Here is a 14275-nt window from a genome sequence, read left to right as displayed (position 1 = left end):
CTGCCGGTTGGGAATTACACCCTACCCCGAAGATGAATTATTGAATTTATCATTTAAAATTTATATTACACGAATAAATCTTTCATTGCAATATGGGCGCTGGGGCACACAGCAACTCGTCTCCGAGACTTATCTGCGCATGGCACGCCAGCCATCACCAGCGAACAAGTGCTTTGGCTACCTGCTCTGGATCGGCCTCGGATGCGAAGAGTCCCAGGACTTCCAGCCCGCCGACGTGTATTTCATGGTCGGACTCGGCATGCAGAACATCTTCATCGTGCCGAGTCTGGATTTGACGGTGGTGTGGACCGGGCTCTTCGGAAGTGTCAGCAACCAGGGCATTGAGGAGGCCCTGGAGGACACCACGGAGCTGGCGCACGAATTCTTCCGCCGATTGTTCGCGGCATTCCAAGACCATCCGGTGCCCGATCCCGGTCCGTATGTCGAACCGCCGCTGCGCGCGGATCCGAGCCAGTACGTGGATACGAATCTGCTGCTCGCGGTCTTCGGCGTCGGGCCCGCGGCATATCCGGGCTGCAATGTCTTCAGCTGCCTGAACTACCCGTTGGCACCGCCGTTCGCGGATACCGCTCCGGGCTGCGTCATCCAAGCCTGCCTCGGTCCGGACCCGCGCACGCCCGGCATCCGCTGAATCACATGCCGAAGAAACGGATATCGCCTTCCTTCGCGCCGTGCGCGAAGAAATGGTCACCACGCCGGTTCGGTCTGAAACCGTAGGAGCACGAAGCGAAGTCCTCGATGGCCTTGGGCCCGGCAATAATCGACCGGCCACGCCCGAGGCACACCCGATCCTTCGTGCAAATTCGTTCCGATCAGTAGGGCGTTTATCCATCGACTCACGGATGAAGTCGGCGCTGGCAATGCATGCGCTCAACAATGCGGTGGCCGGTCGTGGCGACGTGGCCGGTTGCGTTCTGCAGACCGACCGCGGCTCGCGAGTTGAATACAACCAATTCCGCAGCCGAAAGTTCGTGCGCGCCTTGACTCGTCACGGCATGGCCGGGTCGATGGGCCGTGTCGGCGCGGCCGGTGACAACGCCGCCATGGAGAGTTTCTTCGCGCTGTTGCGGCGCAACGTCCTCGACCGCCGATCTTGGTGCAGCCGTGAGGAATTATGCATCGCGATCGTCACCTGGATCGATCGGACCTACCACCGACGCCGACGGCAAGCCGCCCTCGGCCGTTTGACGCCAGTCGAATACGAGACCATCATGACCCCATCGGCCAGTCAGGCCGCGTGATCGAACCTGTCACCCGATCGTGCAGCAGTCTCTCTGGTTGTTGCGTGAGTACGGCGAGCAATGTTGACGGGCCGGTGGTATAGGTGTCCCATCGGATGATGCATAGTATTTTCGCCGATCCTGCTGTGGAGTTGTCCGATGCCCAGTTGCATGCGGCGTGCCGGGCTGCTCGGCGCGCTGCGCGTGGGGCCCGAGGGTCGTTGCGGACGAAGCGGGGGCAGTATCGCCGCTATCGACGTACTGCGGGGGCGACCTATCTGGATTGGCCTCGGTGGCGTGCAGAGTACCTGGCCGAGTACAACGGCTGGAGCGGTGGTGGTTCGGGTCGCCCGTGGGGTGGTATGCCTCAGGGGGGCGCTTCGGGTGCGACGCAGGGGTATTGAATAGTTCACACCCGGCCGCAATGCACACGAAGCACCACACCTGCGATAACGCTCGGAAATCGGGCAAGGGTGGGCACCGTTGGCACGGCGAGATGATCTCTGCCCATTGATCTTTGGGTGGGCTTTGGTCGCCCGAACCGCGCCAGCGCCGGTCACTCCGGACGTCGTACATGTGGCATGCGAAGCCCAAGTGACCGGATGTCCAGTACTGACCGGCAAGGTCAAGTCCCGGGGAGTGGTGTAACTCAGGTGGTCACCCCATGATCCGAATTTCGGTCAGGCAGTGAGGTTCTGCGGGAGGGGTGTCCTCCTGTTCGTTGGTGGGTGTGAGTCCGTGGGAGCGGGCCAGGACGTCGAGGCCGAGGTAGCGGCGTCCTTCGATCCACTCGTCGTGTTGCTCGGCGAGCACGGCCCCGACCAGGCGGATGATCGAGCCGCGGTCGGGGAAGATGCCGACCACGTCGGTGCGTCGGCGAATGCCCGTTCTCACGAACCTCGAGTACCAGCCCATGTAGGGACCTTGATCGAGCGGGCGAGCGCTGAACGCTTCGACCTGGGCGTCCACCCCTCGCCTCCGACACTGCGGGCGATGCTCAGGTGAGTGGATGGCCGCGCCGCCGGTAGTTGTCGGCGAGTTCCTCTTTACTGCAATGATTTTCGTTGCGGTGAGCCATGCCGGGACGAGCGTGGCCAAGGCGAGGCTTCCGGGGGGCTGGGTGCTCCGGATACGAGATCGCTGACCACTGTTCCGGGCCTCGTCCCGGGTCGGTCTCCTGGGTGCGGGGTTGTATTACTTGCGTGCAACGCCCGCGTAGACGGACACTTCCGCATCCATTTTCTTCGGGGGTGCGACACCGTCCGGGCGCCAGCGGTGCGGCACCTCTACACCGGGATCGACCAGCTCTAGCCCCTGGAAGAACCGCATGAATTCGTCTCGGCTTCGGACTTGGCATGGCAAGCCGCTGCGGTGGTAGATGTCGACCACGGCAGCAATTGCCGTCGGATCGAAGTCTGGCGTGACGTGTGTCATCACTAGATACGAGCCAGGAACGAGCCCGCCCATTAGCGCATCGACGATTCCGTAGGGATCCTGCTGGTCGGGGACGAAATGCATCAGCGCGTTGAGACTGAGCGCGACCGGCTGGGTCAGGTCCAGTGTCTCGCGCAATCCTGGGGCGTTGAGGATCTTTTCGGGTGTGGTGACGTCGGCGGAGATGTAGTTGGTACGCCCTTCCGGTGAGCTGACCATCAATGCCCTGGCGTGGACGAGCACGATCGGATCGTTGTCGACATAGACGACTCGCGCGTCAGGCGCAACCTGTTGGGCCACTTGATGCAGATTCGGCGCGGTCGGGATACCGGTTCCGACATCGAGGAATTGACGAATGCCCGCCTGTGCGAGGAACCGTGTCACGCGGTGTATGAACGCCCTGTTCTTCTGCGCCGCCACTCGCACTCCTGGCCAGATGGCCACGACCTGCTCAGCCGCTTCCTCGTCCGCGCTGTAATGGTCCTTGCCGCCGAGGTAGTAGTCATACATTCGGGCGGTGTGGGGCTGATTCTGCCGCAAGTCGACAGGAGAGCCAGGTTCCACGGTCGGAGTCCTTACATAGTCGAGGCAACATCAAGGTAGCGAGCGGGTGGTATACGGGCGTGTCATTTCAATCTTGTTGGGGGGGTTGCACCTTGCGGCCCGCTGCCAGCGTGTGAGTGCGCCGTGCGCTCGTCGGCGGCGACAGTGGGTCGGCGAACAAGACAGATTCCATGCTTGGGACGCAAGTCTACTGGGCGCCTTGGATCTGGCTACCGGTAAGCGCTTTTACCGATCCGAGATCGCAAGCGTTGGACTGAGTTTCGAGCCCTCCAGGCACTGCGCGCGAAGCGGCGCACGGCTCCTCGGGCAAGACCGAGCCGGGCGCCACTGAGCGGATCAGCGGCGCAAGGGAATCGGCAATCAATGGCGGACCTACCGGTGATGATCCTGCCGATGGTTATCGATTGGGAGTGTGACGGAGGGGGGCGGAAATACTTTAGGGTCGTCGCACGTCGCACCCTGGGATCGGTTGAATAGCAGAGTGATTGCTCGTCTGCGCAGAGCTGGACTGGGCGACTCGCTCGCGGGCTCAATCCATCATCTCCTCAACACTTATCGCTCAGGTGGCTACCATTTACTCTCGGGATGGACCACACTTTCGAGACCCGGGCCGCGTGCTGGAAGAGGACCCGGTGGTCACGCCGTCATGGTCGAGCCGGAGTCCGGCCGACGGCGCCCTGGTGCGATGATCCACGGATGGATCTGCGGCAGCTGGAGGTCGTGGTCGCGGTGGCCGAGGAGGGCGGGTTCACCGCCGCTGCCCGCCGCCTGCACGTGGTGCAGTCCGCGGTATCCGGCACGGTCCGAGCCCTGGAGAAAGAGCTGGGCGTCCAGCTCTTCGAGCGCACCACCCACCGGGTCATGCTCACCGCGGTCGGGGAGAGCTTCGTGCCGGCCGCCCGCCTCGCGCTGAGGGCGGCGGAGCAGGCCCGGGCGGTGGCGGACGAAGCGCGCGGCGAGCTGCGCGGGGTGCTGACGATCGGCACGATGCAGGGTGTGTGGCTGGGCCTGGACCGGGCCTTGGCCGGGCTGCGCGCCGAGCACCCGGCGCTGGTGGTGCGGCTGCGTCAGGCGGCGGTGGCGGACATCCGCACGGCGCTGCGGGAGCGCACAGTGGACGTGGCGATCGTGGCGTTCGACCACCAGCAGCGGCGCGGCCTGGAGAACCGCCTGCTGGCCCGGGAGGAGATGGTGGTGGCCGCCGCAGCGACGCGGGTCCTCGCGAGGGCCGACACGGTCACGTTCGCCGAGGTGGCTCAGCTGCCGTTCGTGGACTTCGCTCCGGGCTGGGCGATCAGGGGCGCGGTCGACCGGGCCTTTCGCGCCGCGGGCGTGGAGCGGACGTCCGTCTTCGAGGTGAACGACATCGGGGCCGCCGCAGAGCTGGTCCGTCACGACCTGGGCATCTGCGTTCTGCCCGAGTCGATCGCCGCCCGTTTCCCCGATCTCGCGCTGCGTCGGTTCCCCAGTCGCCCGCCCCACTGGACCGTGACGGTCGCGTGGCCCGCCGGAGAGCCGAGTCCGGCGGTCGCCGCGCTACTGCGCCACCTCAGTTGAGGCTGTTGTTCGCAGCCGGGGCGCGGTCGGCCCGGCGCTCGGTCATCCAGTACAGCAGCCCCAGAAGCGGCAGGACCGCACCGAGGGCGGCGACCGCCCACCAGCCCTGGGCGTGGTAGACGATCGTTCCCAGCTGCGACCCCAGCGCTCCTCCGGCGAAGAAGATGCCGATGAAGACGCTGTTCAACCGGGCCCGGGCACTCGGGTCGAGCTGGTAGACGACGTGCTGGCCGAGGATCAGGGCAGTCTGCACGGCGACGTCCAGCAGGATCGCGGCGAGGCCGAGGACCACGATGTCGTGTCCACCGAGCCCCGCAACCAGCGCGCCGATCGCCCCGAGCAGGAGCGCCGCCCCGGTCAGGGGCCGACCCCGACCCCGGTCGGCCCAGCGTCCGACCAGCGGGGCCACGACCACGCCCGCGGCGCCGACGAGGGCGAAGATGCCGACGCCGGAGGCCGGGTAGCGGAACGCGGGGCCGGTCAGCAGGAATGAGACCGTGCTCCAGAACGCGCTGAACGTCCCGAAGAGCGCCGCCTGGTAGAGCCCGCGCCGCATCAGCGCCGGGTGGGCGCGGATCAGCCGGACGGTCGAGCGCAGCACGTGGTGGTAGGGCAGGTCGGTCGTGGGGGAGTGCTTGGGAAGGGCCAGTACCAGCGCGAGGGCGAGGACCGCCATCAGCACGGCGGAGCCGAGATAGACCACCCGCCAGCCGGCTGCGTCCGCGACCACGCTGCTGAGCGTGCGGGAGAGCAGGATGCCCGTGAGCAGCCCGGCCATCACTCGGCCGACGATCCGGCCGCGGGCGTGGTCGGGCGCCAGACTGGCCGCGAAGGGCACCAGGATCTGGGCGACGACGGAGGTCGCACCGCTGACCAGCGAGGCGAGTACGAGCATCGGGAAGCCGGTCGCCGCGCCGGCGATCGCCATCGCGAGGCTGGTGACGGCGAGCAGGACCGCCGCTAGGCGGCGTTTCTCGAAGCGGTCTCCCAGCGGCACCAGGAACAGCATGCCGAGGACGTAACCGATCTGGGTGACTGTCGCCAACACGCCGGCGGTTGCCGCGCTGATGCCGAACACCTGGGCGAGCGTGGACAGCAACGGCTGCGCGTAGTAAAGGTTCGCGACGGACAGGCCGGTGGCCACGGCGAGCAGCGCCACGAGCCAGCCGGATATCGCGCCGGTGGATCCGGGCGACGCGGTAGCGTCCGCGGTCGGTCGGACGATCGGGGTGGAGCCGGACGGTTGGGCCATGACTGCCTTCCAAGAAGTTTTCGGTCGGGTGGTGCGGCGGGCGTTCCGCCGCCTGCACCGGTGAAAGCGCCGACAGCCCTGCTCCGCTTCCCAACTTCTTGCGATGATCGAGGACAACAGTCATCTCAGATCGTGATGACCGTTGCCCTAGTCCCGCGATCAGGACGGGACGCCTACGAGGCGTACAGGAGGAGGAGCAGCACGGGGGACGCGGGCGGTGTGCCCGAACGCCTCCGAGACGCTGGGGTTGAACCAGGCGGCGAAAGCCCCGTGTTGGAGACCGATCAGCTCGGTCTCCAACGAGCCCCGCAGTACCCTCTGCTCACGGCGCCCCTCCCGGTGCGGGCTGAGCACGAGCAGGTCGGCCCCGATCCGTTCGGCCGCGACCGCGGCCGAGACCTCGAGAGGGTCAGGCCGCCCCGGCCGTTCCCCCGTCGGCCTGGACGCCGACGTCGCGCAGGACCGCGACCTAGTCGTCGAGCACGCGACGTGCGTCCTCGTCGTCCTCGATTGGGGACGATGGCTGTGGCCACCACGCGAATGTCGCGCACGCGATCTGGACGGGGCAGCTACGGCAGATGGGCCGTGACCCGCGCTTGGCCTGGCCTCTCCGCGCTCCTGAGCGGACGTCACCAGCGCCGTCGGCCGCTGCACCGGCTGCGGCGACGCCGCGACCGTGGCCGCCATGCGCGTCTACGGCCACGCACCGGGGTTGGTGGCCCGCTGTCCCGAGTGCGACCAGGTGATCCTGCGTCTTGTCCGTGGTCCGGACGCGGTCTGGCTGGACCTCCGCGGGACCGTGTCGCTGCGGATCTCTCTACCCGAGAGCTGAGGCCGCAGGCCCCTTGCTGGTCAGCGCAGTGCCCAGGGTGCGGCGGCTCGATGCCGAGCCCACCGATGCGGATCGCATTCGAGTGTGCCGCGATCCCAATGGCCGAGTTCGGCTGCGGCCTCGTATGTTTCGTGGAGGAACTCGGCGACCACGGCATTCGGATCGTTCGCGGTGCGCACCCTTTCGTAGGGTAAGACGAATTCACCCAGGTTGGGGTCGTAGGTCGCCCCGGGCAGGTTCAGCCGGCGTTCGCTGTAGCTGTCGGGTTCGGGATAGGTGTATGCGTAGAACGCTTCTGGCCAGAATCCGCAGCTGCTCAGCTCGTGTGAATAACCCTCCACCATGACCCAGTCGGCGCAGTGCGGTGCGCCCCGCCGTGCTCGGGAGCGGTCCGTCCCGAAAAGCGCGTGTAGGCAAGATCCATCAGCGTGTGAGGGTTCGTTGCGTCCAGTCACGGAACGACGTCCAGTCGACTTCGGGGTTCGAGCGATGCAGCGCCTCGATATCGACGCGATAGCCGTCGCCGTTGAGGAATGTCCACATGGCGTGCATATCCGCGTTGCCGATCACGTCGAGCGGGGTCTGCCGATGGACCACGGGCCGCCCCAGGGCGTCGCCGATCGCAGCGGCCATAGCGACCGGAGTGGGGGCGTCACTGGCCAGCTCGACGCGTTCGCCGAGGTATCGCTGCGGTTCGGCGAGAACGTGCGCGACGAATTGCCCCAAATCTTCTCGCGCCAGCTGCTGTAGCGGCCGATCGGGTGGCAAGGGCAGTTCCAGCACACCGTTGAGTAGTTCCTGCCAGCCGCCGAGCGCATTGTCGAAGAAGTACGTGGGCGCGACAACGGTCGCCGGCAGTTCGCTGGCGGTGAGTTCCTGCTCGATCGCCGCTTTACTCTCGAAATGTGGAATCGTGGAGTTCTGATTCGCTGAGGCCACGGAACTGAACACCAGATGCGGCACTCCTGAGTCACCGGCCGCGCCGATGATCGCGCGTCCCTGCCGCACTTCCGCATCGACACCCGATTCGAACGGTGTGGTCAGCGCGAAAACGGACGCGACATTGGCCATCGCCGCTGCCAGTGCGGCTCGATCATCGAGCGATCCGCTGACGAGTTCCACACCCCGCTCCCGGAGCCGCTGCGCCCGGGGAGTTCTGGCGTCGCGCACCATCGCTCGCACTCCCACACCCCGCGACAGCAGCGCATCGGTGACGGCCCCGCCTTGTCCGCCCGTGGCCCCGAGTACCAGAACCGGAGGATTTGTCACAGCAACCCCAATCCGAGCAGTAGGTCCGAAAGTGCTGGCGTAGCTACCGTAGCGTGAACTCGGAGCAGAGGTCCTGGCGTTGTCCGCCGGACTCGTCGGCTCGTGACTCGGAGGTCGCAGGTTCAAATCCTGCACCGGTCAGGCAAATGTATTCGCCCTGGACCACCGCATCGGCTTCGGTGTAGTCAACCGCATCCGCGAACAGGGACGCCGAACCCTTCACCCAAAAGATCGATCTGCTATTCACTCGCGCCACCGAAAGCTGAGCCTGTGAGGTTGGTACCTGAGGAAGCTCGTCGGTACGCGGCCGCCTGAGGCGCAGCTTCAGTCAGATATCGTTTTTGTGGCCATACCCAGGATCAGCGGTCGGACAATCGGGGGCTCTCCCCGCCACGACGCTTCCTGTACGTCTTCGAGCTTCAGCCCGGACCCCCGGATCAGCTCGAGGGTGGCACGGTTGCAGTGGCAGCCCTCTGCGAATCGGCGCCACGGGGCGGCGAGGCGGTCTTGCCAATGGGCAAGTCGCGGCGACTCGGAACGTACGTGCTCGAGAAACAGCAGCTGGCCGCCGGGGCGCAACACGCGCTCGATCTCCCGCAACACCGGATCGGGGTTGTCGACAGTGCACAACACGAGCGTTGAGACGACCGTATCCACGGTTTCATCCGCGAACGGCAGTTGTTCCGCCGATGCGTCGAGCACGCGTGCCCGACGTCGACTGCGATGCAGCCTCCGCGCCAACCGCGTGCGCATCGCGGCCTCCGGTTCGGTCAAGATCAGCTCGTCGAGGCCGTCCGGGTAGTACTCCAGGTTGAGGCCGGTACCGCTGCCGAGTTCGACAGTCCGCCCCCTCGCGCGGCCGAGCAAATTTCGCCGACGAGCGGCCATACCCGCTCTCTCGCCCAGCCATAGCAGAGGGTCGTACAGCGCCGCGAACACCCGGGCCCATAGGTCCGAGCCCTGCACCGCTGCCGCCGGTACGGCGCCACTGCTCACAGATTCAACGGTACGCCGGCGGGCAACATCGCGTATGTCCAGCTCGTCGAGCAAGGGCGGGCCGCCGCCGGAGATTCGGCAGGGCCGTCGAGCCGATAACCCCAGATGAGGCGGGCATGCGGCCGGATCCGAGCTTCGACGTGCCGCAACGAGTGCTCCTGATCGATAGATCAGGAGCACTCGGCCTTTCAGGCGAAGCGCTGGATGAACTTCAGGCTGGTCTCGGCGACCTCGCGCCACCCACTGTCGATGGTCAGGGCATGTCCGCGACCGGGGATCTCGACGAATTCGGTGACGTCGGAGTTCTTATGCTGCTGGTGGAAGGCGGCCTCGGAGATGACTCGGGGAACGGTGTTGTCCTTCTCGCCGGAGATGATCAGCAGGGGGCCGCGTGCGGGATTGTCGGTGTCCACCTTGGCCTCCGACCACGGGTTGAGGTTGGCGGCTGCGGCCTGGAAGAGCGGTGCGCCGGGAGCGGCGACGGCGAAGGTGCCGAACAGCTGCTCGGCTTCGTCTTCGCTGACGGCGTTGGCGAAGCTGTAGCGGAACTGCTCGTAGGTCAGCGGGACCGCGCGATGCTGGTTGGCCGGATTGGTCAGCACCGGTGCGGCGGCGCGCAGCGAGCTGATCGGCAGCGGCAGCACCCCACGGAAGGGGGCGGCGTCGATGGCCACCGAAGCGACCGACAGGCCGCGCCCTGCGATGATCTGGGTGAGCAGGCCGCCGAAGGAGTGTCCGATGACCGCGGGTTTGCGTTCCAGGCGTTCGATGATGGTGGCGACGTGGTCGGCGACCTGCCCGACGGTTTTGCCCGCGAACACTTCTGGATGTTCGTGGGCCTGTTCGACAGTTTCCGGATCGTCGGGCCAGTTCGCGGTGACCGGCGCGTACCCGGCGTCGGCGAACAGCGCGGCCCAACGATCCCAACTGCTGGCCAGTAGCCACAGGCCGTGGATGAATACGACCGGGGTGCGACCGCTGGTGTTGGCGGCGGCGATCTGGTCGAGGGTGTGGGCGTCGATGGTGGTCATGGGTGTTCCTTATCCACGAGCGGCTTGTTCGATGACGGCGGCGGCCACCGGTTGGGAGACGAGCGAGGCGTGCGAAACCGCGATCTCACTGGTGTGCGCGTGCATGCGCTGGGCCATGAAGCGCTGCGATGCGGGCGGGATCACGCGGTCCTCGGCAGAGACGAGATACCAGCTGGCGGTGGTGGACCACGCAGCAGGCCCGGACAATTCGAGGTTGGCGGTCCCTTTTCTCGAGCAGCGCGAGCGGCTCGCGCGCATCTCAGTATCATTGGAAGACAACATGTTTCGCCGCTCGTTGCCGGACAGGAACTCCCGAGTTCCGGACCTGCGCGGGCTCGGCGGCCAGATCGGCGTCGAGGCGGACGGTCGTACGCGTTCACCACCTAATCCCTCCAGATGATCGGCCGCAATCACGCGACGTGCGGGCCACGCTCGCTGATCCGTCACCTGATCTGTCTCGCAAGGTAGAGCCGCGACCGGTGCACGGCGTCTCGACCGGACAACCTCTGCACAGCCGGAACAGTCTTGCCCGCGGATCTGCACATGCAGCACAGTCCGACCCTAGAATTCCGGGCAGGAGGTGCGAGGTGGTTGTCGTACTGGACACCGGGTCGCTTCCGGTCGCCGAACGGGTGGACGCCGTGCAGGACGCGGTGGCCAACACCGAGATACCCGCGATCAATCGGTTCGGTGCGCATCACGGCGAGTTGTGGCATCGGCTCAGCGTGTGGGATCTCGGCGCTGGAGTGCACGCCACCCGTGTCGAGGGCACTGGTCTGAGTGTCACCCGCGGACCGAAGCACATCCGCGCCGCCGCGCCCGAGCGAGTCGGACTGGGACTGCAGCTGGGCGCGCGCGGCAGGTTCTCGCACTGTGGCATGGACGCGATACTCGGGGTGGGCAAGCTAGGGCTGACCGACGGCACCAGCGCCTCGGACTACGCGTGCCGCGGTATCGGCGGCACCAAACTGGTAATCATCGATTACGAGCAGCTCGGACTGCGGGTCGACATCGTCCGGGCGGCGGTCACCAGACTCGAAGCAAGCCCGCTGTACGGATTGGTGATCGCCCATATCGCCGCGCTCGGCGAGGAAGGCGACATCCCCGCCGGTCCCGCACAGCTCATGCTCGGCTCGGCGACCACCCAACTCGTGCGCGCGCTCATCACCACCGCTGCCGACGCACGACCGCAGCGTGACGACCTCCACGACACTCTGTACCTGCGCATGACCAATTTCGCGCAGCAGCACCTGGGCGACCCGACGCTCGATGCAGAGAAAATCGCTCGGGCACACCACATCTCGCTACGGCAGCTGTACAGCATCTGGGCCGCGCAGGGCGTATCTCCCCGACAGTGGATCATGACATCACGGCTCGAGGGCGCCCGCGCGGACCTCGCCCGTCACGGCACCACAGTGGCCGTGAGCGCCGTCGCGCGCAAGTGGGGGTTCGTCAATGCCGCGCACTTCACACGCCGATTCCGTGATGCGTTCGGAATTTCGCCACGCGAATGGCAGCGGACGCACAATCGGCCATGACGCCGCTCCGACACCCGATTTCGGCACTACGGCGGTGCAAGCGAGGCACGGCCCCAGATCCCGCACGACCGTCGGACAGCATCCCCTACAGGTCAAGTCTCGAGTGACGAGGCTTCGTGCTGCTGGGGTGCGGGTCGGGTCGGGTCGGGAGAGTGACCTCGAGTCGATGGCGTTCGGCGGTGCGTCGGTCCGGGATCTCGCCGCTGCCGCAAGGACGGATGCCCCGAGTTCGACTGCGGCGGTGGCATTTTCGGATGTTTCGTGGATCCGCGACCGGCGGTGGCTTACCTCCCGATCGTCGACTGCCCTCCCGCCGCGCTGGTCATCGCCTGGCCGGAGCGCTCCCACAGCCTCGGCGTGGCCGCGCTGGTGCGCGCGGCGGGTGCAGTCGCTCACTCGCATTCGCGATAGTCAGGAGTGCGAATCGAACGCCGTTGAGCTGCTTGGCCCCAGCCCGGTTGGCGTCCACGCTGATGGTCGAAGTCGTGGGGGTGTGTCCTCCGGCTCAGGTGGCGGGTGAGGTGTACGCCTGTCCTTCGGGCGGGTGGGTTGCGGTGACGCCGGTGAGGATGAAATCGATCCCGGCGAGGAACTGCTCGCGGTCGTCGTGCTCGCGGATCTGGTGCGCGACGGCCCGGATGAACGGGTAGTCATCGGGGTCGAGTTCTTCCCATGCCGTCGCCGTGTTGTCGAGGAACTCGGCGCGGTCCGCATGGAGTGTGCCGACGCGGGAATTCGCGGCGTTCTGGCCGGCGGCGCCAAGGACGTAGTGCACCAGCGCTGAGGTCGCCGTGAACCAACTGCTCTCGGGTACGCCGAGCATGCGGACCCGGCGACCGATGCTTTCGACGATCCGTTGCGTCACCGGCCCCGAGGGGCTGCGGGAGAGTTGCGTGGCGAGTTGTGTGGCGAGCCAGGGGTGGTCCTCGATGGCGTCGAACAGGCCGAGCGCGACGGTGCGGATCTCGTCCTGTGGCGAGCCCGGGGACTCGGTGGGCGCGATCGCCAGAGCGGCGGTAACGACGGCATCGGTCGCGGCGCCGAGTAGCTCGTCCTTGTTTGCCACATGCCAGTAGATCGCCCCGGGCCCGGTGGCGAGGCGTTCGGTCAGCGTCCGGAACGTCAGCCCGCCCGCGCCGGTCGCGTCGAGCAGCTCGACGGCGGCTTCGACGATGCTCTCCCGGGAGAGTGCCTCTGTGCGCCGCTGTGACCGGCGTGTTCGCGTTGCCATGCTGAACATCTTGACACATATGGAATGCCGTTCCAATATGGAATGTCATTCCAGATTGGAACGGCGTACCAGAAGGCCAGCCGGAGCTCTCCGGGCGGCCTCGACCTCCGCAGGAGCCACCATGAATACCCACGTCACGATCATCGGCGCCGGACTCGGCGGCCTCACGCTGGCCCGCGTTCTGCATGTGCACGGGATCCCGTCCACGGTCTACGAGGCCGAAGACTCGCCGACCGCACGCGCGCAGGGCGGGATGCTCGACATCCACGACTACAACGGCCAACCGGCACTGGAGGCGGCCGGCCTCACCGACGAGTTCCGCGGTCTCATCCTCGAGGGCCGCCAGCAGTACCGGGTCCTCGACCGGGACGGAACCGTCCTGTTCGACAAGGCCGATGACGGCACGGGTGGCCGCCCGGAGGTGCAGCGCAGTGAGCTGCGGCGAATGCTGCTCGATTCGCTCCCGGCCGGCACCGTTCGGTGGGGACACAAGGTCAGTAGCGTGCGCGCCCTCGGCGAGGGCCGCTACGGGGTGAGCTTCGCCAACGGTGCCACCGCCGTCACGAGCCTGCTGGTCGGCGCCGACGGCGCGTGGTCGAAGGTCCGGCCACTGCTGTCCACCGCCACACCTGAGTACACCGGCATGTCGTTCGTCGAGACCTGGCTGTTCGACAGCGACACTCGCCACCCCGCCGCCGCCCGGGCTGTTGGTGGCGGGTCGTTCTGGGCGCTCGCGCCGGGGAAGGGGATCCAGGCCCACCGCGAGCACGGCGGCACCCTGCACACCTACGTGGCGCTCACCGAGCCGCAGGACTGGTTCGCCGCCATCGACTTCACCGATTCCGCCACGGCGACTGCGCGCATCGCGCAGGAGTTCGACGGCTGGGCACCCGAGTTCACCGCGCTGATCACCGACAGTGACACCTCGCCGGTCCTGCGCCCGCATTACACGCTGCCGATCGAACACCGGTGGGACCGGGTGCCGGGGGTGACCCTGGTCGGCGACGCCGCCCACCTCGCGCCCCCGAACGGCGAAGGCGCCAACCTGGCCATGCAGGACGGCGCCGAACTCGGCAAGGCCCTCGCCGCGCACCCCGACGACATCGAAACCGCGCTCACCGAATACGAGCGAGCTCTGTTCCCGCGCAGCGCCGAAGCCGCCACCGACGGCGCCGAGCTGCTCCACGAGTTCATGTTCGGCGACAATGCACCCCACAGCCTGGTCAACATGTTCACTGGACACGAGCAGACCCCCTGAGCCGCTGCGTCGTGTGGGCCCATGGGCATTGAAGAACCGGCCAGGGTTGGTAGGGGCCTGACGTCATGTACT

Annotated in this window: 11 protein-coding genes and 5 pseudogenes; 7 read left to right on the top strand and 9 right to left on the bottom strand. The window is 66.7% G+C overall.

Annotated features, from left to right (window positions below; translation table 11 throughout):
* Both ABZW16_RS39640 and ABZW16_RS39635 read left to right on the top strand, forming a co-directional pair.
* Positions 1-652: pseudogene (locus ABZW16_RS39640) on the top strand (hypothetical protein); the annotation flags it as partial.
* A 172-nt stretch (positions 653-824) separates the two neighbouring features.
* Positions 825-1262 (top strand): annotated as a pseudogene (locus ABZW16_RS39635) (integrase core domain-containing protein); the annotation flags it as partial.
* A 636-nt stretch (positions 1263-1898) separates the two neighbouring features.
* Here ABZW16_RS39635 and ABZW16_RS39630 read toward each other — a convergent pair.
* A pseudogene (locus tag ABZW16_RS39630) lies at positions 1899-2123 on the bottom strand (transposase); the annotation flags it as partial.
* Between the two features lie 312 nt (positions 2124-2435).
* Positions 2436-3239: an SAM-dependent methyltransferase gene (locus ABZW16_RS39625; RefSeq protein WP_354961289.1), complete on the bottom strand. Its 804-nt coding sequence runs from the start codon at positions 3237-3239 to the stop codon at positions 2436-2438.
* A 696-nt stretch (positions 3240-3935) separates the two neighbouring features.
* Between ABZW16_RS39625 and ABZW16_RS39620 the strand changes: the two genes are divergently transcribed.
* The gene (locus ABZW16_RS39620; protein ID WP_354961288.1) at positions 3936-4796 is read left to right on the top strand and encodes a LysR family transcriptional regulator; all 861 of its coding nucleotides are present in this window, start codon (positions 3936-3938) and stop codon (positions 4794-4796) included.
* On the opposite strand, the gene ABZW16_RS39615 is transcribed toward ABZW16_RS39620, so the two are convergent.
* A complete protein-coding gene (locus tag ABZW16_RS39615; protein ID WP_354961287.1) occupies positions 4789-6048 on the bottom strand; it encodes an MFS transporter in 1260 nt (419 codons plus the stop codon). The two genes, ABZW16_RS39620 and ABZW16_RS39615, sit on opposite strands and share 8 nt — an antisense overlap.
* 637 nt (positions 6049-6685) lie before the next feature.
* Between ABZW16_RS39615 and ABZW16_RS39610 the strand changes: the two are divergent.
* Positions 6686-6880, top strand: a pseudogene (locus tag ABZW16_RS39610) (DUF6510 family protein); the annotation flags it as partial.
* Positions 6881-6900: 20 nt separating this feature from the next.
* Here ABZW16_RS39610 and ABZW16_RS39605 read toward each other — a convergent pair.
* From ABZW16_RS39605 to ABZW16_RS39585, 5 genes and pseudogenes are all read right to left on the bottom strand, one after another.
* Positions 6901-7304 (bottom strand): annotated as a pseudogene (locus tag ABZW16_RS39605) (DUF5996 family protein); the annotation flags it as partial.
* Complete coding sequence (locus tag ABZW16_RS39600; RefSeq protein WP_354961286.1) at positions 7304-8149, bottom strand: NmrA/HSCARG family protein; 846 nt, start codon at positions 8147-8149, stop codon at positions 7304-7306. The pseudogene ABZW16_RS39605 and the gene ABZW16_RS39600, both read right to left, overlap by 1 nt.
* Before the next feature lie 324 nt (positions 8150-8473).
* On the bottom strand, positions 8474-9199 hold the full coding sequence (locus tag ABZW16_RS39595; protein ID WP_354961285.1) for a class I SAM-dependent methyltransferase: 726 nt from the start codon (positions 9197-9199) through the stop codon (positions 8474-8476).
* Between the two features lie 134 nt (positions 9200-9333).
* Positions 9334-10176, bottom strand: coding sequence for an alpha/beta hydrolase (locus tag ABZW16_RS39590; RefSeq protein WP_354961284.1), 843 nt, complete (start codon positions 10174-10176; stop codon positions 9334-9336).
* 9 nt (positions 10177-10185) lie between these two features.
* Positions 10186-10590, bottom strand: a complete 405-nt coding sequence (locus ABZW16_RS39585; RefSeq protein ID WP_354961290.1) for an alpha/beta fold hydrolase — start codon at positions 10588-10590, stop codon at positions 10186-10188.
* 173 nt (positions 10591-10763) lie between these two features.
* On the opposite strand from ABZW16_RS39585, the gene ABZW16_RS39580 reads away from it, so the two are divergent.
* Positions 10764-11714: a helix-turn-helix transcriptional regulator gene (locus tag ABZW16_RS39580; RefSeq protein WP_354961283.1), complete on the top strand. Its 951-nt coding sequence runs from the start codon at positions 10764-10766 to the stop codon at positions 11712-11714.
* 261 nt (positions 11715-11975) lie between these two features.
* Entirely contained in the window at positions 11976-12125 is a 150-nt protein-coding gene (locus ABZW16_RS39575; RefSeq protein ID WP_354961282.1) for a hypothetical protein, read from the top strand.
* 94 nt (positions 12126-12219) lie between these two features.
* Here the strand turns inward: ABZW16_RS39575 and ABZW16_RS39570 are convergent, their stop codons facing one another.
* Positions 12220-12945 carry a TetR/AcrR family transcriptional regulator C-terminal domain-containing protein gene (locus ABZW16_RS39570; RefSeq protein WP_354961281.1) on the bottom strand — a complete coding sequence of 242 codons (726 nt, stop codon included), beginning with the start codon at positions 12943-12945 and terminating at the stop codon, positions 12220-12222.
* Positions 12946-13066: 121 nt separating this feature from the next.
* On the opposite strand from ABZW16_RS39570, the gene ABZW16_RS39565 reads away from it, so the two are divergent.
* Positions 13067-14203 (top strand): NAD(P)/FAD-dependent oxidoreductase, encoded by a 1137-nt coding sequence (locus ABZW16_RS39565; RefSeq protein WP_354961280.1) that lies wholly within the window; start codon positions 13067-13069, stop codon positions 14201-14203.
* The last annotated feature ends 72 nt before the right edge of the window (positions 14204-14275 follow it).

Source organism: Nocardia sp. NPDC004604, from assembly GCF_040609795.1.
Lineage (GTDB): Bacteria > Actinomycetota > Actinomycetes > Mycobacteriales > Mycobacteriaceae > Nocardia.
Note: the sequence above shows the minus strand (reverse complement) of the source record. Positions and strands in the feature narration are given on the sequence as shown.

Bases quoted from the DNA above. Each gene is read 5' to 3' on its own strand.
- ABZW16_RS39615 (WP_354961287.1), bottom strand. From the start codon at position 6,048: ATGGCCCAACCGTCCGGCTCCACCCCGATCGTCCGACCGACCGCGGAC.
- ABZW16_RS39620 (WP_354961288.1), top strand. From the start codon at position 3,936: ATGGATCTGCGGCAGCTGGAGGTCGTGGTCGCGGTGGCCGAGGAGGGC.
- ABZW16_RS39570 (WP_354961281.1), bottom strand. From the start codon at position 12,945: ATGGCAACGCGAACACGCCGGTCACAGCGGCGCACAGAGGCACTCTCC.
- ABZW16_RS39590 (WP_354961284.1), bottom strand. From the start codon at position 10,176: ATGACCACCATCGACGCCCACACCCTCGACCAGATCGCCGCCGCCAAC.
- ABZW16_RS39565 (WP_354961280.1), top strand. From the start codon at position 13,067: ATGAATACCCACGTCACGATCATCGGCGCCGGACTCGGCGGCCTCACG.